This window comes from Actinomycetospora lemnae, assembly GCF_028737315.1.
GTDB classification, from domain to species: domain Bacteria; phylum Actinomycetota; class Actinomycetes; order Mycobacteriales; family Pseudonocardiaceae; genus Actinomycetospora; species Actinomycetospora lemnae.
Map to the genome: position 1 here is coordinate 143,001 of NZ_JAQZAO010000010.1, position 19,081 is coordinate 162,081.

21 protein-coding genes are annotated in these 19,081 nt (G+C 74.1%); 8 read left to right on the plus strand and 13 right to left on the minus strand.

All coding sequences use genetic code 11. The features are described from left to right. Window positions 1-53: 53 nt before the first annotated feature. From PGB27_RS22075 to PGB27_RS22115, 9 genes are all read right to left on the minus strand, one after another. The gene (locus tag PGB27_RS22075) at window positions 54-353 is read right to left on the minus strand and encodes a monovalent cation/H(+) antiporter subunit G (RefSeq protein WP_274202572.1); all 300 of its coding nucleotides are present in this window, start codon (window positions 351-353) and stop codon (window positions 54-56) included. Next, window positions 353-631, minus strand: coding sequence for a monovalent cation/H+ antiporter complex subunit F (locus PGB27_RS22080; RefSeq protein WP_274202573.1), 279 nt, complete (start codon window positions 629-631; stop codon window positions 353-355). Before PGB27_RS22080 ends, PGB27_RS22075 begins: the two co-directional genes overlap by 1 nt. After that, on the minus strand, window positions 628-1,110 hold the full coding sequence (locus PGB27_RS22085; RefSeq protein WP_274202574.1) for a Na+/H+ antiporter subunit E: 483 nt from the start codon (window positions 1,108-1,110) through the stop codon (window positions 628-630). The genes PGB27_RS22080 and PGB27_RS22085 overlap by 4 nt, the downstream gene beginning before the upstream one ends. Further along, window positions 1,107-2,528: a complex I subunit 5 family protein gene (locus PGB27_RS22090; protein ID WP_274202575.1), complete on the minus strand. Its 1,422-nt coding sequence runs from the start codon at window positions 2,526-2,528 to the stop codon at window positions 1,107-1,109. Before PGB27_RS22090 ends, PGB27_RS22085 begins: the two co-directional genes overlap by 4 nt. Next, a complete protein-coding gene (locus PGB27_RS22095; RefSeq protein WP_274202576.1) occupies window positions 2,525-2,902 on the minus strand; it encodes a sodium:proton antiporter in 378 nt (125 codons plus the stop codon). Before PGB27_RS22095 ends, PGB27_RS22090 begins: the two co-directional genes overlap by 4 nt. Further along, window positions 2,899-3,363 carry an MnhB domain-containing protein gene (locus tag PGB27_RS22100; RefSeq protein ID WP_274202577.1) on the minus strand — a complete coding sequence of 155 codons (465 nt, stop codon included), beginning with the start codon at window positions 3,361-3,363 and terminating at the stop codon, window positions 2,899-2,901. The genes PGB27_RS22095 and PGB27_RS22100 overlap by 4 nt, the downstream gene beginning before the upstream one ends. Next, window positions 3,360-5,633 (minus strand): hydrogen gas-evolving membrane-bound hydrogenase subunit E, encoded by a 2,274-nt coding sequence (gene mbhE, locus PGB27_RS22105; RefSeq protein ID WP_274202578.1) that lies wholly within the window; start codon window positions 5,631-5,633, stop codon window positions 3,360-3,362. The genes PGB27_RS22100 and mbhE overlap by 4 nt, the downstream gene beginning before the upstream one ends. 82 nt (window positions 5,634-5,715) lie before the next feature. Continuing rightward, window positions 5,716-7,032, minus strand: coding sequence for a glycosyltransferase (locus PGB27_RS22110; protein WP_274202579.1), 1,317 nt, complete (start codon window positions 7,030-7,032; stop codon window positions 5,716-5,718). 1 nt (window position 7,033) lies between these two features. Then, window positions 7,034-7,351 carry a DUF3040 domain-containing protein gene (locus tag PGB27_RS22115; RefSeq protein ID WP_274202580.1) on the minus strand — a complete coding sequence of 106 codons (318 nt, stop codon included), beginning with the start codon at window positions 7,349-7,351 and terminating at the stop codon, window positions 7,034-7,036. Window positions 7,352-7,623: 272 nt separating this feature from the next. Between PGB27_RS22115 and betT the strand changes: the two genes are divergently transcribed. The 5 genes from betT (at window position 7,624) to PGB27_RS22140 (ending at window position 12,439) form a co-directional block, all read left to right on the plus strand. Beyond that, entirely contained in the window at window positions 7,624-9,669 is a 2,046-nt protein-coding gene (betT, locus tag PGB27_RS22120; RefSeq protein WP_274202581.1) for a choline BCCT transporter BetT, read from the plus strand. 114 nt (window positions 9,670-9,783) lie between these two features. Beyond that, window positions 9,784-10,089, plus strand: a complete 306-nt coding sequence (locus PGB27_RS22125) for a hypothetical protein (RefSeq protein ID WP_274202582.1) — start codon at window positions 9,784-9,786, stop codon at window positions 10,087-10,089. Between the two features lie 109 nt (window positions 10,090-10,198). Next, window positions 10,199-11,122 (plus strand): alpha/beta fold hydrolase, encoded by a 924-nt coding sequence (locus PGB27_RS22130; protein WP_274202583.1) that lies wholly within the window; start codon window positions 10,199-10,201, stop codon window positions 11,120-11,122. Further along, entirely contained in the window at window positions 11,119-11,667 is a 549-nt protein-coding gene (locus tag PGB27_RS22135) for a DUF6153 family protein (protein WP_274202584.1), read from the plus strand. Before PGB27_RS22130 ends, PGB27_RS22135 begins: the two co-directional genes overlap by 4 nt. A gap of 118 nt (window positions 11,668-11,785) precedes the next feature. After that, window positions 11,786-12,439: a DUF305 domain-containing protein gene (locus PGB27_RS22140; protein ID WP_274202585.1), complete on the plus strand. Its 654-nt coding sequence runs from the start codon at window positions 11,786-11,788 to the stop codon at window positions 12,437-12,439. A 60-nt stretch (window positions 12,440-12,499) separates the two neighbouring features. On the opposite strand, the gene PGB27_RS22145 is transcribed toward PGB27_RS22140, so the two are convergent. The 4 genes from PGB27_RS22145 to PGB27_RS22160 form a co-directional block, all read right to left on the minus strand. Continuing rightward, window positions 12,500-14,716 (minus strand): heavy metal translocating P-type ATPase, encoded by a 2,217-nt coding sequence (locus PGB27_RS22145; RefSeq protein ID WP_274202669.1) that lies wholly within the window; start codon window positions 14,714-14,716, stop codon window positions 12,500-12,502. A 168-nt stretch (window positions 14,717-14,884) separates the two neighbouring features. Then, complete coding sequence (locus tag PGB27_RS22150; protein ID WP_274202586.1) at window positions 14,885-15,811, minus strand: hypothetical protein; 927 nt, start codon at window positions 15,809-15,811, stop codon at window positions 14,885-14,887. Window positions 15,812-15,969: 158 nt separating this feature from the next. Beyond that, window positions 15,970-16,194 (minus strand): heavy-metal-associated domain-containing protein, encoded by a 225-nt coding sequence (locus PGB27_RS22155; protein WP_274202587.1) that lies wholly within the window; start codon window positions 16,192-16,194, stop codon window positions 15,970-15,972. Window positions 16,195-16,221: 27 nt separating this feature from the next. Continuing rightward, window positions 16,222-16,503: a metal-sensitive transcriptional regulator gene (locus PGB27_RS22160; RefSeq protein WP_274202588.1), complete on the minus strand. Its 282-nt coding sequence runs from the start codon at window positions 16,501-16,503 to the stop codon at window positions 16,222-16,224. Between the two features lie 188 nt (window positions 16,504-16,691). Here PGB27_RS22160 and PGB27_RS22165 point away from each other — a divergent pair, with 188 nt between their 5' ends. The 3 genes from PGB27_RS22165 to PGB27_RS22175 are packed head-to-tail and all read left to right on the plus strand — an operon-like array spanning window position 16,692 to window position 19,080. After that, the gene (locus PGB27_RS22165) at window positions 16,692-17,042 is read left to right on the plus strand and encodes an NADH-quinone oxidoreductase subunit A (protein WP_274202589.1); all 351 of its coding nucleotides are present in this window, start codon (window positions 16,692-16,694) and stop codon (window positions 17,040-17,042) included. Then, window positions 17,033-18,142, plus strand: a complete 1,110-nt coding sequence (locus tag PGB27_RS22170) for a hypothetical protein (protein WP_274202590.1) — start codon at window positions 17,033-17,035, stop codon at window positions 18,140-18,142. The genes PGB27_RS22165 and PGB27_RS22170 overlap by 10 nt, the downstream gene beginning before the upstream one ends. After that, window positions 18,139-19,080, plus strand: a complete 942-nt coding sequence (locus PGB27_RS22175; protein ID WP_274202591.1) for a complex I subunit 1 family protein — start codon at window positions 18,139-18,141, stop codon at window positions 19,078-19,080. Before PGB27_RS22170 ends, PGB27_RS22175 begins: the two co-directional genes overlap by 4 nt. Window position 19,081 lies beyond the last annotated feature (1 nt).

Genomic DNA, 19,081 nt, shown 5'->3' on the forward strand with positions numbered 1-19,081 from the left:
CACCACTCGGAGGACCGGGCCGCGCGGACCGGGTCGGACACCGGCGGACGCGGTCACCGCGGATCTCCGCCCGCGCCACGACGCCGGGCCGCTCGCGCGATGGCGTGGGCGGCGACCGGCGAGGTGAGCACGGTGAAGACGATGCCGATGGCGGCGTACGAGATCGTCGCGGCGTTCTCGGTGGCGATCGACGACGCCAGCACGCAGATCACGCCGGGTCCCGTGGCGAGCCCCTGGGCGTGCAGCTGGCTGTAGGTCCCGGGCATGCGCAGCACCCCGACCAGGGCGATGGTCAGCAGGAGCAGGCCGACGACCAGCAGGACGCCGCCGGCGACGTCGAGCACGACGGACATCACTCGAGCGGCCCTCCCGTCGCCAGGTACCGGGCGGCCGCGACGGTGGCGACGAACGACAGCAGCGTGAGGGCCACCGCGGCGTCCAGGTAGTGCGGGACGTCGCGCAGGTAGGACAGCAGGGCCAGCAGCGCGACCACGAGGACCGCGAGCAGGTCGAGGGCGATGAGGCGTTGCAGCACGTCCCGCCCGCGCAGGAGCGCGAGGACCCCGACGATCACCAGGACGGTCACCCAGACCAGGGCCGCGACGACGACGAGGAGGGGCACGCCGCTCACGGGAACACCCGGCGCTGCCGGCTCTGGTAGGCCGCGGCCTGCTCCGCCCGGACACCGTCCGGGTCGTGGGCGTCCAGCACGTGGACCAGCAGCTCGCCGCGCTCCTCGTCGAGGTCGACGACGACCGTGTTGGGCGTGATGCCCAGCCGGACGCCCCAGGCGGCGAACGACGACGGCGACGTGGGGCCGGTCGGCAGGCGCACCAGTCCCGGGTCGGGAGGACCACGCAGGCAGCAGCGGATCACCTCGGCGCTGGAGGTCACGACGTCGACGAGGGTGCCGCCGACGAGGGCCGGCACGCCGGCGAGCCGACGGACCGTCGAGGAGTCCGATCTCGACGCCGCGCGGCGCCGGTGCCCGACCGCCACGACCAGGGACGCGAGGACGAGCCCGATCGCGACGTCGCCGAGCTTCACACTCGAGACGACGAGCAGGTAGAGGCCGGCCAGCACGACCACCCTCAGCACGATCCCGATCACGGTCCAGCTCCGTTCGTCGATGCCGTCAGCACGTCGGCGGCGGCGGCCGACACCGCGACCAGGGGTTCCGGCCACAACCCCCCGGCGAGGAGGAGCACGGCGAGGACGACGACCGGCACGCGCCGTGACACCCCCCTCGCCGGGGCGGTGTCACGGGTCTCGGCGTCCGTCACCGCGTCCCGGTCCTCCTCGGCCCAGAACTCCCGCTGGTAGACGAGGAAGAGGTAGAGCAGGGACAGGGCGCTGCCCACCACGAGCAGGACGACGAGGGTCGGGCTGCCGGCGTCGACGGCGCTGCGGAAGACGGCGAGCTTCCCGACGAACCCCACCGCCGGCGGCACGCCGGCGACGCTCAGGGCACCCACCACGAACGCGCCGGCGACCAGCGGCCCCCGGACCGCCGTGGTGAGGAACAGCAGGGCCTTGTTCAGCGCGTTGACCACGCTGTAGAGCACCGCCGCCGCGAACCCGACCGGACCGCCCACCCCGACCGCGACCAGCACGTACCCGACCTGCCCGATCGCCGAGTAGGCGAGCATCTCCGCGGGTCGGCGGCGTGCCACCGCCAGCACACCGCCGTAGACGATCGACGCGGCCCCGAGGACGACCAGGACGGTCGCGGACAGGCGGATCTGCTCGGCGAACACGCCGGGCCCGAAGCGCAGCAGCCCGTAGGCGCCGATGTTGGCGACGGCGCCGCTGAGGACCGCGGCGACGGACGGCCGGGTGTCCGCGTAGACGGTCGGCAGCCAGTAGTGGAAGGGGAACAGCCCGAGCTTGACGCTGAACGCGACGAAGAACCCGACGGCCACGGCGATCGCGGCGTTGGGCGGGACCTCCCGGATGCGCTCGGCCACGTCGTCCATGGCGAGGGTGCCGGTGACCCGGTAGGTCCCGGCCACGGCCAGCAGGAAGATGAAGGACCCGAGCAGGTTGACCGAGGCGAAGATGACCGCGGCACGCAGCTGGGCGCGTCCGCCGCCGTACCCGGTCAGCACGTACGCGGCGATCATCGACATCTCGAAGAAGACGTAGAAGTTGAAGACGTCGCCGGTGAGGAACAGACCGTTGAGCCCGGCGGCGAGCAGGACCAGCAGGCCGGGCACCGTGCGCTGCCCGACCCCGAGGAGCGTCTCCGCACAGGCCGCCGCGAGCAGGACGATGCAGGACAGCAGGGCGAAGGTCACGCCGAGCGCGTCGGCCCGCAGGACGATGCCCACGCCGGCCGGCCACCCGCCGGTGACCATCTCCACCGCGCCGTCGCGCAGGACGTCGGCGGCCAGGAGGCCCAGCACCGCGATGGTGGCCGCGAGCGTCACCGCGCCGAGCCAGCCCACCGTGCGGCGGCGCCCGTCGAGGACCACGAGCAGCAGCCCGGCCGCCCACGGCACGAGCAGGGAGAGCGACAGGGCCGTCATTCGGTCTCGTCCCCCTCCTGGCGGACGACCTCGTCCCGGCCGGGGCGGTCGACGTCGCGCAGCTCGTCCCGCTCCGCCGTGCCGTGCGCGACGACGACGCGGTGGACCAGGGCCAGCAGCAGGGCGAGCGTGCCCATGCCGATCACGAGGGCGGTGAGGGCGAGTGCCTGCGGGAGCGGGTCGCTGAGCGGCCCGCCCTCCGCGGGGTCGAGGGGGGCGCGCCCCTGCGACAGGCTCGACCCGATGATGGTGACGATCGCGCACTGCGAGATGAGCGCGATCCCGGCGACGACCCGGACGAGGCTGCGCTGGAGCAGGAGGTAGGAGCCCGCGCCGAAGAGCAGGGCGGCAGCGGCGGCGGTGGCGAGCGTCATGTCGGCGGCTCCTGGTCGGGCTCGGCGAGCTGGTGGACGAGCACGGTGACGACGCCGACGACGAGCAGGAAGATGCCGACGTCGAAGCTCACGGCGGTCATCAGCTCCGCCGTGCCCACGCTCACCACCTCCTCGTCGGGCCCGGGGCGGTGGCTGAACACCGGCTCGCCCAGGGCGACGGGGAAGAACCCGCTGGCGAGGGCCACGAAGGCGCCGCCGACCGCTGCGTGCGGCGCGTGGCGCAGGACGGGCAGGGCGGCCTCGGCGCGGTGCGCACCGACCGCCACGGCGTTGAGGGCGACGGCGAGACCGACCACCATGCCGGCGGCGAAACCGTCGCCGACCTTCGTGTAGCCCTTGACGATCAGGGCGACGGCCACGACCACGCTCGGCGCCAGCAGCAGGCGGGCCACGACCCGCACGATGACCGTGGGGCCGGGGGGCGTCTCCGGGTCGGTCACCAGAGCCTCCCCCGTCGCAGCAGCGTGGCCACACCGACCGCCGCGATCAGCAGGACCGTGATCTCGCCCATCGTGTCCAGCCCGCGGAAGTCGGCCACGATCACGGTGACGACGTCCTGTCCGTGCGCGGCCGGGGCGAGCCGGGCCTGCTCGGCGGCCACCGACGGGGTCTCCCGCGGCTCGGACAGGTAGCCCCAGATCACCACGAACGCGCCGAGCCCGGAGACCGCGGCGACCAGGGGGTCGCGCCAGCGCTGCCCCCGCCGCCGTCCGTGTTCCCGGTGCGGCTCGGTGCCCGGCAGGCGTGCGAGCGCGGCGAGGAAGACCAGGCTGAGCATGGTCTCGACCAGCACCGCCACGAGGGCGACGTCCGGCGCCGCGCGCAGGGCGTAGACCGCGGCGAGCCCGAAGCCCACCGCGGCCAGGGCGAGCACGATGCCCAGCCGTTCCCGCGTGCGGGCGGCCACGAGGGTGGCGACGCCGACGAGCACGAGCAGCGGCAGCACGAGCCAGTCGGTCCCGGCGATCGGTCCCACCGCGAACGCCTGCGTCACGGGGGTGACCGCGAACGCGCCGACGGCGAGTGCGCCCGCCGGCACGAGCACCGCGGCGATGCTGCTGCGCAGGTCCCGGGTCTCCCAGTCGTGTAGCCGGTCGGACACCCGGCGCAGCCCGATGACGGTCGCGGTGTACGCCCGCCGGGGCCCGAGCCGGTCGCCCGCGGTGGCGACCAGGCGGGAGGCGCGGTCCCGGAGGCCCGCGGCCGCGAGGAGCAGCCCGCCGAGCGCCCACGCGGCGAGGGCCATGACGTTGGTCCCGCGGAGGTCGAGGTGGTAGGCGGGCGAGAGCGTCACCGGCGCGGCGTGGGAGACGGCGCCGGCGTCCTGCGCCAGGGCCGTGATCGGCGAGGGCACGATCCCGATGACCACCGCCACGAGGGCCAGGACCACCACCGGCACGAGCAGGACGCGGGACAGGGCGCCCGGGGCGGTGGACAGCGGCCCGAGGAACAGGCGCGTCCAGTAGCGGCCGATGTAGGCGAAGGTCAGACCCGCGGCCAGGACGGACGCCACCGTCAGGACCGGACCGTGCTCCTTCGCGGCCCCGAAGAACAGCTCGTCGGAGAAGAACCCTCCGGTGAGCGGGAGCCCGGCGAGGGTCGCGGCCGCCACACCGGTGGCCGCTGCCAGCACGGGCGTGCGCCGGCCGAGCCCGCCCAGCCGGGACAGGCGGTCCTCTCCCGTCGCCGTCGTGACCGCTCCCGCCGACAGGAACAGGGCGCTCTTGGCCACCGCGTGCACGACGACGTAGAAGGCGGCCGCGCCGGCGGCGGCGGCCCCGACCATGCCGTAGAGGGTGACGACGTACCCGTACTGGGAGATGGTCGAGTAGGCCAGCACCTGCTTGAGCTCGTCGCGGCCGAGGGCGAGCACCCCGCCCACCGCGATCGACGTCAGCCCGACGACGAGCAGCACGACCAGTACGAGCTCGCTGCGGGCCAGCAGCGGATGGACCCGGCCCAGGACGAGCACGCCGGCGGCGACCATGGCCGCCGAGTGCAGGTACGCCGACACCGGTGTCGGGGCCTGCATGGCGCGGGGCAACCAGAAGTGCAGCGGGACCTGGGCGCTCTTGGCGAGCGCCGCCACCGCGATCAACAGGCCCGCGACCGTGGTCGTCGTCCCCGGCCCGACCCGCGCGACCAGCTCGGGGATCGCGAAGGTGCCGTACGCGGAGTAGAGCAGCACGGCGCCGACGAGCAGCGCCACCGCGGGCACGATGGTGACCAGCAGCGCGGTCAGCGCGGCGGTGCGCGCCTCCCGACGCTCGCGGTCGAAACCGATGAGGAAGTAGGAGCAGACCGCCGTCAGGTCGAAGAAGACGAAGACGAGGACGAGGTCCGTCGCCGTCGCCAGGCCCACCATCGCGACTGCGAACAGCCCCATCCACGGCCAGAACCGCCGGCCCTCGGAGAGTGGCCGTCCGTCCTCCACGAGGTGCTGGCGCAGGTAGCGGGTCCCGTAGGCGAACACGAGGACGCCCACGCCGGTGGCGAGCAGGGAGTAGAGCGCGGCGAGACCGTCGAAGGCGAACGACAGGCGCAGGTCGAGCGAGGGCACCCAGGGCAGCGACAGCGTGCCGCCACCGCGCAGCCACCCCACCAGGCACACCGCGAAGCCGGCGGCCGCGGCCGCGCAGCACGACCACCCCGGCCAGTCGGGGCGGCGGGACCGGCTCGACCCGGGGCGTTCCGCCTCCGCGCCCTCCATCAGGCGCCGACGTGCGGGGTGATCGGGGAGCCGGCCACGACGCGACGGCGACGCGGGTGCGCCGGGTGCGCCGGGGGCGAGGTCATGGCCCGGGGACTTGCCGACACCGCCACCACGGGAAACTCCTTCTCCGGATCGCCGCGGGACCTCGGCGCACGGCGACCCCTTCGACCACCTCGACGCCGCGGCCCAGGCCGTCCTCGCCACGGATCCGTTCACCGAGCCGTGCGGCCCGCCGCCGGTACCCCGGGTCGCCGACGAGGTCGCCGATCCGGGCGGTCAGTCCGTCGGTGAGCCTCCTCGCGGGCAGCGGTGCGGGCCCCGCACCCGCCGCGCGCACACGCGCGCCCCAGAACGGCTGGTCGCCCAGGAACGGGCAGATCAGGGTCGGCTTCCCCGCGCGCAGCCCGGCCGCGGTCGACCCCGCGCCGCCGTGGTGGACGACCGCCGTGACCCTCTCGAACAGCCAGTCGTGCGGCACGGCGTCGACCACGAGCACGTCCTCCGACGGCGACTCCCCCGCCGTGAGGCCGCCCCACCCCGTCGCGACGATCCCGCGCACCCGGTTGACCTCGAGGGCCCGGAGCACCGCGTCGCGTCGCTGCTCGGCGCCCTTCCCGAACCCCATCGACCCGAACCCGACGTAGACGGGCGGGGCCCCGGCGGACAGGAAGTCGGCGAGACGCGGGTCGGGGCGCCAGGTGGGATCGCGCTCGAGGAACCAGTAGCCCGTGACGTGCGCCGACGGCGGGTAGTCGGCGGGGATCGGCACGACGTGGCGGCTGTAGGGGTAGAGCACGGGCACCGCCGCCCCGTCGGGGTCCCGCAGCGGGTCGGCGAGCCGACCGACCTTGCCCAGCCCCATCTCGCGCCGGAGGTCGTTGATCATGCCGCCGTACAGGACCGTGGCCAGCCGGGTGAACGCGTAGGAGGCGCGATTGGCCCACCCCGGCAGCGACGCCCCGCCCAGGAACGGGATCGGGAACGCGCGCGTGGGGGTGTAGAGCGGCAGCGGGAGCGAGAGCACCCCGGGCACACCGAGTGCCTCGGCCAGGGACGCCCCGGCGAGGCACTTCGGGTGGTGGACGACGAGGTCCGGATCGGTCTCTCGCGCCGCGGCCCACTGCTCGTCGAGGTGTTCGCGCATGGCCTCGCGCATGACGCCCAGCGTCCGGAGCGCGTCGCGGGGCCCGCTCAGCTCGGGCATGACCTCCTGCAGCATGGCGAGCATGCGTGAGCCGGCCGGCCACAGCCCGACCCCGACGCCCTCGACCAGCTCACGGAAGCCCTCGGGGACGGCGAGGGTCACCTCGTGGCCCCGGGCCCGCAGTGCGCCGCCGAGCGCGACGTAGGGCTGGACGTCGCCGCGGGTGCCGAACGCGGTGACGAGGACGCGCACGTCACCGCACCCCGCACCGGATCGCGATCAGGACGATGGCGGACGGGATCGCCATGCTCGCGAAGACCACCAGCCCGGCCGCCCACGGCCGCGGGAGGACCACGAGGGCGAGGAGGAACACGATGCCGAGCTGGATCACCGCGTTGTAGGTGCGGGGCGAGACCCCTCCACGGTGCGTCGCGCCGCGCAGGCGCGCAGCCAGGCCCGGGTCCTCTCCCCGTGTCGCGGCCTCGAGCTCCGACAGGGCGCGCCGTTCCCGCGCGGAGAGCGGTCGGTGCTCGCCGGGCTCCGGCCCGGGCGTGGGGGGCGTGGCAGGCATGGCGGCCTTCCGTCACGGGGGACAGAACACGCCGACCAGACTTCCCGGCACACCGCGGACAACAGTAGCGGGTGCAGACCGCCGAACCCATGAGGAACGACGGCGAGCACACCGCGTGACCGTCGGGCCGGTGGGACCCGGAACGTGACCCGATCAGCCGTGTCTCCGTGGTCCCCGTGTCGCGATCGGCCTTCGCCTGGGCACCCGGACGTGGAAAGCTCTTCGTTGTCTGGCTCCAGGCGTGGGCACACGCCGCGACGAGAGGGCACACGATGACCGAGGTCCGGAGCGATGCACCGTCGACCGAACCGGAGCCGGACACCGGCGCCAAGATCAAGCCCGTGGTGTTCTACGGCTCCGCCGCCGTGACCCTGGCCATCGCGTTGTGGGCGATCTTCGCGCCGACCTCGGCGGCGGACACCATCGGCGCGGTGGTGAGCTGGACGTCGCAGTGGTTCGGCTGGTTCTACATCCTGCTGACCACGCTGGTCCTGGTCTTCGTCATCGTCGTCGGCGCCTCGCGCCTCGGGCGGACCCGGCTCGGGCCCGAGCACTCGCGACCGGAGTTCAGCACGTTCGCGTGGGCGTCCATGCTGTTCGCCGCCGGCATCGGCACCGACCTGATGTTCTTCGCCGTCGTCGAGCCGGTCACGCAGTACCTCACCCCGCCGCGCGGCGAGGGCGGCACCCTGCAGGCGGCCGAGGACGCGACGGTGTGGACGCTGTTCCACTACGGCATCAGCGGCTGGGGTCTGTACGCGTTGATGGGGATGTCGCTGGCGTACTTCGCCTACCGGCGGAACCTCCCGCTCGCGATCCGGTCGGCGCTGTACCCCATCTTCGGCAAGCGGATCCACGGTGGCATCGGCACGGCGGTCGACCTCGCCGCCGTGCTCGGCACGATCTTCGGCGTCGCGGCGTCGCTCGGGATCGGCGTGGTGCTGCTCAACTACGGCCTCACCTTCCTGTTCGGGATCCCGGAGGGGACGGGGGCCCAGATCGGGCTCGTGGCCCTCGCGGTCGTCATGGCCACGGCGTCGGCCGTCAGCGGCGTCGACCGCGGGATCAAGCTGCTGAGCCAGCTCAACGTGCTCCTCGCGATCGGCCTGGCCCTCTTCCTGCTGATCGCCGGGAACACCGTCTTCCTGCTCAACGCGCTCGTGCAGAACGTCGGCGACTTCGTCAGCTCCTTCCCCGGGCTGACACTCGAGACGTTCGCCTTCGACCAGCCCGTCGACTGGCTCAGCGCATGGACGCTCTTCTTCTGGGCGTGGTGGATCGCCTGGGCGTCGTTCGTGGGGCTGTTCCTGGCCCGCATCTCGCGGGGCCGCACCATCCGCCAGTTCGTGGCCGGGACGTTGATCATCCCGTTCACCTACATCGTCATGTGGATCTCGATCTTCGGCAACAGCGCCATCGAGGTCATCCGCAACGGTGACGTGGCCTTCGGGCAGAACACCATGGAGAACAACGCGCAGGGCTTCTACCAGCTCCTCGCGCAGTACCCGGCGGTCCCGTTCATCGCCGGGGTCGCCACCTTCGTCGGCCTGCTGTTCTACGTGACCTCGGCCGACTCGGCGGCCCTCGTCATGGCCAACCTGAGCTCCCACCTGAAGACGCCGCAGTCGGACGGGGCACGGCCGGTGCGGATCTTCTGGGCGGTGGCCACCGGCCTGCTCACGGTGGGGATGCTGGCCGTGGGCGGCGTGCCCGCGCTGCAGAACGCCACGATCATCATGGGCCTGCCCTTCGCCTTCGTGCTCCTGCTGGTGATGTACGGCCTCTACAAGGCGCTGCGGCTGGAGTCCCTGCTCGCGGCGAGTCGCGAGTACGGGCCACGGCCGGTGGCCTCCGGCCGCCTCACCGGCGACGGGCACCATCCCGCGGGCCCCGGGTGGCGACAGCGCCTCGACCGGGCCTTCTCGTTCCCCGACCGGGAGCGAGCCGAGCGGTTCCTGGACGAGGTCGCGCTCCCCGCCGTCGAGGAGGTGGCCGAGCACCTCGAGGAGCGCGGGGTGGAGGCGCAGGCCCGGCAAGGCCAGGACGAGGACGGCACACGGATCGTGGAACTGGTCGCCGACATGGGTGAGGAACACCCCTTCACCTACCGCATCCAGCCGCGGGAGGTCCCCGTACCCGTCTACGGGCGCGCCGTGCCCGAGGGGACCCTCACCTACTACCGGCTGGAGGTCCACCTGCGGGACGGCGGCCAGGACTACGACGTCATGGGCCACACGCACGGCCAGCTGATCGACGACGTCCTCGACCAGTACGAACGGCACCTCGAGTACGTCCGCCTCGAGCAGGACGTGCGCTGAGCCCTCGTCGGCTCAGCACCCTCTCAGGCGGACACGGCACACTGGATCCCGGTGTGCCGGGAAGTCTGGTCGGCGGTCACGAGTCCGCGTCCGCGACCAGCGAGGTGGTGCACGATGACGACCGAGCCGACCCGGCCCGAACCCGCCCGGCCCCTCACCGACCGCGAGAAGGTCGTGCTCGCGCGGATGGCGGCCGATCTGCGCCGCACGCCCGGCCGCCCCGGGGCCCGGAGCCCGGAGGTCCCCCGGCCCGCCCGTTCCGGGCCGCGGACCCGCGACGTCGTCGTCCAGGTGGTGGTCGTCGTCGTGCTCGCCGTCGTGCTCATGCCGACCGTGTGGGCGGGTGCCGTGCTCGCGGTGATCGTGCTGAGCGGGCCGGTCGCGGCCGCGTGGTGGGCCCGACGCCGCGGCGCGGGGTGACGGAGACGTTGGGCCGGTCGGGCGCGTGTCTTCGTGCCGCCTCGTCGAGCGCTAGCGTCGCGCGCTCTCGCCGTCGTGTGGAGACGACGGCATCGACGAGAGGTGTCGCGTGATCTCTCCGTCCCGCTCCGTCGGGCGCACGTCGTCGACCGGGGACGTGCACAGCCGTGACGGCACCGTGCTGCGCACCTGGAGCAACGGCGCCGACGGCGTCCCGCTCGTCATCAGCAACGGGCTGGGGGCGCCGCCCTCGGCGTGGCCGCGGCTGCGGGAGCCCGACTGCGGGTTCGCGGCCGTGTCCTGGTCGCACCGAGGCCTCGGCGGGTCCGGGCGCCCCGCCGACCCGACCCGGATCCGTGTCGAGGACCACGCCGCCGACCTCGAAGCCACCATGGACGCCGCGGGCTTCGAGCGGGCCCTGCTGCTGGGGTGGTCGCTGGGGGTCAACGTCGCCTTCGAGTTCGCCCGCGCCCGTCCCGACCGGGTGGCGGGCATCATCGGGGTCGGTGGGCTGCCCGGCGGCTCGTTCCGGGCGTTCGGCCCGCCGGGTGTGCCCGTGGCTCTGCGGGAACGGGCCGGCCGGACCGCCGCGTGGCTGTTGCGCCTGGTGGGGCCGCCGGCGGCGGCGCTGGCGGCCCCGACGGTGGAGTCCGCGCGCGCACTCGGAGCCGCTCACCTCCCGCCGCTGCCCGATCCGTCCGCGTCGGCGGAGGTCGCGCGCGTGTTCGCGGGACACGAGTGGACCTGGTACTCCGAGCTCCTCCTCGCCGCCGGCGACCATCCCCCGATCGACACCGGTTTCGTGTCCTTCCCGGTGACCCTGGTGGGCGGCACGCTCGACGTCGCCGCCGCAGCCCCGGACGTCCGTGCGGTCGCGGGGTCGATCCCGCAGGCGCGGTTCGTGCCCCTCGTCGGCACCCACTTCCTGCCCCTCGAACAACCCGACGGCCTCCACCGGGAGCTCGTCGCCCTCGCCGAGCGGGCCGGACCGTCCCGCGCCCCGTCGGGGGGTTCGGTACCGTCGTCGCCGTGATCCGCTGGCACGGGAGCTCGCGGCGTCGCGCTGGTGGCGCGGTGTCGACGACCCCGTCGCGCGGGAGCTGGTGCGGGCGTCTCGCGCTCCTGGTCGTCGCGCTCGGTCTGGTGCTCATGCACCACGTCGTCGGCGCCCACCAGCACTCGACGCCGGACGTCGCGTCCCCGCCGATGCCGGCACCCGCGGTCGTCGGCCACGCCGCGCCGTCGACCAGCGAGCACCACCACGGCGGTGACGCCGTGCCGTCGGCCGGCGTCGATCAGCACGGGACGACTCCCGACGGCATGTCCACCGCCAGCAGCGCCGCGCTGCTGCACCACCATCCGGACGAGGGCGGTCACGACCACGCCGGCTCCCTGCTGCACCTGTGCCTCGTCGCACTCGTGGGCGGCGCGGCCTTCCTCCTCGTGCTCGTCCTCGTCGCGCTGTGGTGGCGGCCGCCGCCCCGGCGGGTCGGACCGGCCGGCGGCGCTCCGGCGACCGCGCCCCGTGCCCCTCCCGCGTCCTCGAGACTGGCGGAGCTCCAGGTCCTCCGGCTGTAGGCCGGCCCACCGTCTGCGCGTGCCCGTCCCCGGGCCTGACCGCGCAGCGGCGCCGTGCCCTGCCGTCAGCACCGGCCCCTCGCGCACCGGCCGGTGCCCAGCCGAAGGAGACCTCCTCGTGCGTGCCCGTCTCGTCGGCGGCGTGATCGCCGCCGCCACCGCCGCCTTCCTGGCCGCGGGATGTTCCGATTCCGCCGCGCCGCCCGCGGCCGGCCCCGCCCCGACACCGCCGGCCTCGTCACCGCAGGCCGGCGCCCCGATCGCGCCCGAGCACAACCAGGTGGACGTGCTGTTCGCCCAGGGCATGATCCCCCACCACCAGCAGGCCATCGCCATGTCGTCCCAGGCCTCCGAGCGCGCGTCGTCCCAGGAGGTCAAGGACCTGGCCTCGCGCATCGACCAGGAGCAGGGTCCGGAGATCGAGCAGATGACCGCGATGCTCGACGCCTGGGGCGCGCCTCGCCCGCAACCCGGCTCCACCGCGATGCCCGGCATGCCGGGACACGGCATGCCCGGCGCGCCCATGGGTGGCATGCCGATGCAGGGGATGATGGGTGAGGCGCAGATGCGGCAGCTCTCGGCCCAGTCCGGCGCTGCCTTCGACCGCATGTTCCTGCAGATGATGATCGAGCACCACAGCGGTGCGGTGCAGATGGCCCAGACCGAGCAGACCCAGGGTCTCAACCCCCAGGCCAGGGAGCTCGCCGGCACCATCGCGGCGGATCAGCAGCGGGAGATCATCGAGATGCAGACCCTGCTCAGCAGGATCTGACCCGCCCGGGACGCCCGCCCGGTCGAGTGGCCGGGCGGGCGTCTCGTCCGTGTCCTGGCGTCAGGACGTCGCGCGTGCGCGGAACCGACGCAGGCGCAGGCTGTTCGCCACGACGAAGACCGACGAGAACGCCATCGCCGCTCCGGCGAGCATGGGATTGAGCAGGCCGGCGGCAGCCAGGGGCAGCGCCGCGGTGTTGTAGGCGAAGGCCCAGAACAGATTGCCCTTGATGGTCGACAGCGTGCGGCGGGAGAGCCGGATGGCGTCGACCGCGGCCCGCAGGTCGCCGCGCACCAGGGTGAGGTCGCCGGCCTCGATCGCGACGTCGGTGCCGGTACCGAGGGAGAGCCCGAGATCGGCGCGGGCGAGGGCGGCGGCGTCGTTGACGCCGTCCCCGATCATGGCCACGACCTTGCCCTCGGCCTGGAGACGGGCGATGACCTCGTCCTTGTCCGCCGGCATGACCTCCGCGACCACGCGCTCGGCGTCGATCCCGACCTCCGACGCGACGGCGCGAGCGGGCTGTTCCGCGTCGCCGGTCAGGAGGACGGGGGTCAGCCCGAGCGCCCGCAGGCCGGCGACGGCCTCGGCGCTGCCCTCCTTGACCGTGTCGGCGACGGCCAGCAGCCCCCGCGCCGCACCGTCCCACGCCACCGCGACGACGGTGTGCCCGCGGGCCTCGGCGTCCGACTTCGCCTCGGCGAGCCCGGCGGGCATCGCCACCGACCAGTCCGCGAGCAGGCGTGGCCGGCCGACGAGGACCGCGTGACCCTCCACGGTGCCGTGCACCCCGAGACCTTCGTCGTTGGCGAACTCCTCCACAGGAGGGAGCGGCCTGCCCGAGCGGGCGCGGGCCGCGGCGGTGATGGCCCGGGCGATGGGGTGCTCCGAGGCGTCCTCGACGGCACCGGCGAGCCGGAGGACCTCGTCCGCCTCCTCGCCGGCAGCCGGGTGCACGTCGACCAGGGACATGCGGCCTTCGGTGATGGTGCCGGTCTTGTCGAGGACGACGGTGTCGACGCGACGCGTCGACTCGAGGACCTCGGGCCCCTTGATGAGGATGCCGAGGGCGGCGCCTCGACCCGTCCCGACCATGAGCGCCATCGGCGTGGCCAGCCCGAGCGCACAGGGGCACGCGATGATGAGGACGGCGACGGCCGCGGTGAAGGCGCCGGCCGCGCCGACGCCGGTGGCCAGCCAGAAACCGAGCGTGCCGGCGGCGAGCAGGATGACGAGCGGGACGAAGACGCCCGAGACCCGGTCGGCGAGGCGCTGGACGGCGGCCTTGCCGGTCTGGGCGTCCTCGACGAGGCGCGCCATCTGCGCGAGCTGGGTGTCGGAGCCGACCCTCGTCGCGCGGACGACGAGACGACCGCCCTCGTTGACCGTGGCGCCGATGACGGCGTCGCCCACGCCGACCTCGACCGGCACCGACTCGCCGGTGACCATGGAGGCGTCGACCGCGGAGCTGCCGTCCTCGACCTCGCCGTCGGTGGCGATCTTCTCCCCGGGTCGGACGACGAAGCGGTCCCCGACGACCAGTCGCTCGACGGGCACGCGGTGCTCGACACCGTCGCGCAGCACCGCCACGTCCTTGGCACCGAGCTCGAGCAGCGCACGGAGCGCAGCCCCGGCGCGACGCTTGGCCCTGGCCTCGAACCAGCGGCCGGCGAGGATGAACGTCGTGACCCCGGCGGCCACCTCGAGGTAGATGTTCGCGGCGCCGTCGGTCGGCTCGATGGACAGCTCGAACGGGTGGACCATCCCGGGCACCCCGGCCGTGCCCAGGAAGAGCGCGTAGAGCGACCAACCGAGGGCGGCGAGGGTGCCGAGCGAGATCAGGGTGTCCATCGTCGCCGTGCCGTGGCGCAGGTTGGCCCAGGCCGCGCGGTGGAACGGCAGGGCGCCCCACACGACGACCGGAGCGGCCAGCGCGAGCGACGCCCACTGCCAGTAGGTGAACTGCAGCGCCGAGACCATGGCCAGCACGACCACGGGCACGGACAGGGTCAGGGAGACGAGCAGCCGGGTCCGCAGGCTGTCCGCCTCGCCGGCTCGGTCGCCGTCGGCCTCCGCGTCGGAGTCCTCCGCCGCCGGGGGCTGCGGGACGGATGCCGTGTAGCCGGCGGCCTCGACGGCTCCGATGAGGGCCTCGGTGGACACGTCGGAGGTGACGGCGACGCGTGCCTTCTCCGTGGCGAAGTTGACCGTCGCCTCGACCCCGTCGAGCTTGTTGAGCTTGCGCTCGATGCGGTTCGCGCACGAGGCGCAGGTCATGCCGCCGAGGACGAGCTCGACCTCGTGGACGGTCGTCGTGCCGCGCGTCTCGGAGAGCGCGTCCGCCTCGTCGACGACCGCGCCCGTGTTGCCGGTGACGGTGCTCATCCCGCGTGTCCTTCCTGGGCGGCCTCGGGGGGACGGCCCCCGACGGCCGACGGATGGTGATCAGTGTCCATGCGGTGCGCCCGACTCGGCGTGCGTGGTGGGAGCACCGGCCGGTGCGCCGGGGTCGGCAGCGGCGACGACCGTGAACTCGGCGGTGCGGACCACGCCCCGGTGGGCGAAGTCGAGGTAGAGCCGGTAGGGACCGGCGGAGGGCACCTCGGCCACGAACTCGATGGCCGGGCCCGCCGCGGTGCGCCCGTCGCCAGGGGACCCGGTGGGGTGCACGTGCAGGTAGGCGAGGTCGCCGGTCCGCAGGGCGACGAGGTGGCCGTACGCCGCGAGGTAGGGCTGCAGGTCCGTCACGGGAGCTCCGTCACGCGCCACCGACAACGTCACGGGGCTGGCGGTGCCGGGGACGAGGGCGCCCGTCAGGGTGACCGTGTAGCCGTCCGGGGTCGTGGCGACGGTGGACGGGGGCGGCAGGGGCACGGGACCGTAGGCACCGGCGACCGCGATGTCGCGTCCGAGGGTCATCGCCTCGGTGCGCCCGTCGGGAGCGAAGTCGGCGAAGACCCGGTGGTCGCCCGGGGCGAGGGCCGTCGTGGTGCGCCACGTCCCGTCCGGGTCCATGACCGGGTGGAGGTGCTGGAAGCCGGACTGGTCGCGCCGCACCACGATCAGGTGCAGCGGCTTGTCGTGGGTCGGGGTGAAGGCCGTGACCGGGGCACCACCCGGACCGAGGATGCGGAACGCCAGCTCGCCGGGGCGGTCGGCCCGGTCGGGCGTGTCGGTGACGTCGAGGGTGTAGCCGTCCTCGGAAACGGCCAGCCCGCCGGCGTCCGTTGCGGCGCCGGGAGTGCCACCCCCGTCCTCGGGCCGAGGTGGGGCCGCGGCGGAGCCGGCCGTCCCGGTCGGCGCCTCAGGGGCGGGCGCGGGGGTGGGCCCGGCCACCGCGCCGACGCCACCGCCCACGACGAGGGCGAGCACGAGTGCCAGAGCGAAACCACCGAGCCGGACGAGAGGGCGATCGAGAAGTGACCGCCACGTCGAGCGCCGTCCTGACGCACCGCCGCCGCGGGAATCGGTGGCACCGGGCGTCCGAGACCCGGTCGTGTCCGGGTCGGCCCGCTCGGGGCTCGTCGTGGTCACGGCGTGCTCCCCGTTCCCTCGAGCCGGTAGCCGGCCTCCTCGACGGCGGCCCGGATCGCGCCGTCGTCGATCGGGCCGACCGCGGTCACGACGAGACGGCGACTGACGAGGTCGACGTCGACGTCCGAGACGCCTGCCACCTCGGCGACCTCCTCCTGCACCGAGGCCACGCAGTGGGCGCAGGTCATGCCGTCGACGGTGTAGGTGCTGGTCTGGCTCACGAGGTCATCTCCGTTCTCGTCGGCAGCTCAGGACCTGACCAGGCGGGCGATCGCGGCGCTGGCCTCGGCGATCTTCTCGTCGGCCACGTCGCCACCCTCCGCCGCTGCCTCGGCCACGCAGTGCCCGAGGTGGTCGTCGAGCAGGCCGAGGGCGACGTTCTCGAGCGCCCGCGTGGCGGCCGAGACCTGCGTCAGGACGTCGATGCAGTACTTGTCGTCGGCGACCATCTTCGCGATCCCGCGCACCTGGCCCTCGATCCGGCGCAGCCGCGCGAGGTACGCGTCCTTCTCTCCGGCGTAGCCGTTCATCGCTCGGCTCCTCTCGACATGCTCGACGATACCCCCTGGGGGTACCCCGTCAAGTCCGGTGTCCCGCGAGGTGTCGACCGGTATCCACACCTTGCGAGCGACACCCCTACCTCGTACCTTGCTACGGATACCTATACCCCCTATGGGTATAGAACCGGGTGGCGACGGCCTGACGGGAGGTGGGAGTGATGGGCGATCTGGCACCGGCGCTCGTGGTGCTCGGCATCGGCGTCCTCCTGGTCATCGCGCTCCGGACGCTGGCGCGGGCCGCCGCCGTGGCGCCGCCACTGGAGAACGTGCTGCCCCACGCCGGCGGGTTGCCACCTCTCGAGCACCCCGTCTCCCGGTTCCACGTCCGCTGGTACGTCGTGACCATGGTGTTCCTGGCCTTCGACATGGAGATGATCTTCATGTACCCCTGGACCCTGGTCGTCGTCCAGCGGGGACCGGCGTCGGTGGTCGAGATGTTCGGCTTCCTCGCGCTGCTCATGGCGGGTGTGGTCTACGCCTGGCGCGAAGGTGCGCTCCGATGGACCTGAGGACAGCGCTCCTGCGAGCGGCCGTCGCGAGGCCCCACGTGCTGGTCGTCGGCGGGGTGGGGACCGACCGGCTCCGGGCGCGCGTCGAGCAGGAGGTCGCGCGCCGGCGGTGGCCGGTGGCGACGGCACCGGCCGACACGGACGTCGTCGTGGTCGTCGGACGGCCGGGCCCGGAGCTCGGCGCGGTGATCGAGGACGTCTGGGTCGGGGTGCCCGCCCCCCGGGCGCGGGTGCAGGTCGTCGACGAGCACGAGATCGTCCCGGGTCTCGACGAGACCGTCGGGACCCTGGGCGACCTCGACGCGCAACGAGCTCTCGCGGGTCGCGACGGGTCCCGCCCGACACGGGCCGCCTCTCCCAGCGTCGACGAGGACGACGAGCAGCACGAGCACAGCGCGCACGATGACCACGGCGCCGAGCACGGCACCGAGCACGGCACCGAGCACCACCACCACGGCGGAGGCACCGAGCTTCCCGGCGGGCTGGCGATGGCCGATCTGGCCGAGGATCGCGACGGGCTCGCCCTCGACCAGCTGCACGTCCCCCTCGGGCCGGTGCTGCCGGAGTGGCCGAGCGGACTCGTCGTCGACGTCGCCCTCCAGGGCGACGTGATCCAGGACGCCCGGGCGCGCTTCCTCGACGTCGAGGCCGGGGAGGCCGTCGAGCGCCTGCCCGACGCGGCCCGCGCGCTGACGTCGGTCGCCCGGGTCCTCGCCCTCGCCGGCTGGTCCGGGCCGGCAGCCCGCACGCGCGGCCTGCGCGACCGGGTGCTCTTCGGCGAGGGCGACACCGCGCACGTCGCCGACGAGCTGGACGCTCTCCGCCGCCGCGTCCACCGCTCCCGCGTCCTGCCCTGGGTGCTCGGGTCCAGGAAGAGCAGCCGGGGCGCGGTCCTGGACGCGCTCGAGGAGAAGTTCTCGTCGGCCCGGGCCGCCCTCGGCGGGGGCGGCGAGCACCGGCCGACGACCACCGACCTCCCCGCGCTGGACGCCCGGCTCGTCGGCGCCGAGTTCGCCGCGGCGAGGCTGATCGTCGCCGCCGCGAACCCGGCGCCGCAGCCCGCTCTCGCCGAGCCGACGAGCACGGAGGGTGCGTCGTGAGCACCGCACTGCCGCTCGGTGGGGCGGCCCTCCTGCCGGGCCTGCTGCTGGCCGTCACCTGGGCCGCGGTCGCCGCCGACGCCGTCGCCGCCGGACGGGCAGCGGGACGACCCGTGTCCTGGACGGTGGCCCTCGGGCTCCCCGGGCGCGAGGCGGTCCGGCTGCTCGTGGGACAGCGTCGCCGCACCGCGGCGGGCGACGAGCTGCTGCGCGGGATCGGCGGCGCCGCCCTCCTCGTCGCTGCGCTGATGGCGGCCGCGGTCCTCCCGCTGGGCCTGCGGCCGGTCGCCGACCTCGGCCCCGGGCTCGTGTGGTTCAACGCGATGGAGGTCGTCGCGTGGGCGGCGGTGTGGCTGGTCGGGTGGGGCGCCAACAGCACCGTGTCCCTGATCGGCGGCTACCGGTTCGTGGCCCAGGGCCTGGCCTACGAGCTCCCGCACATGTTCGCGCTCATCACCGCGGCGGTGGGGGCGCAGAGCCTCCGCGTCACCGACGTGGTGGCGGCCCAGCAGGGCCTGTGGTTCATCGTGATCATGCCGGTGGCGTTCGTGGCCTTCCTGCTCAGCGCGGCGGCCATGGCCTTCTGGGGTCCGTTCGACGCACCGGTCGGCCGGGACGTCGCCGGCGGCGCGGCGGCGGAGCTCTCCGGGGTCGACAGGCTCGTGTTCAGCACCGGGCGGTGGCTGCTCCTCGTCGCCTCCTCGGCGATGGCGGTCCCGCTGTTCCTCGGTGGAGGGCACGGTCCGTGGCTCCCGGCGTGGGCCTGGGTGCTGGTCAAGACCCTCGCCGTCCTCGGGGTGCTCATCGTCCTGCGGCACCGGGTCCCGACGATCCGCATGGAGCGGTGGACGGAGTTCTCGTGGGTCGTCCTCGTTCCCGCGACGATCGCCCAGGCCCTCGTCGTGACCCTGGTCGTCCTCGGCCGAGGAGGCATCTGAC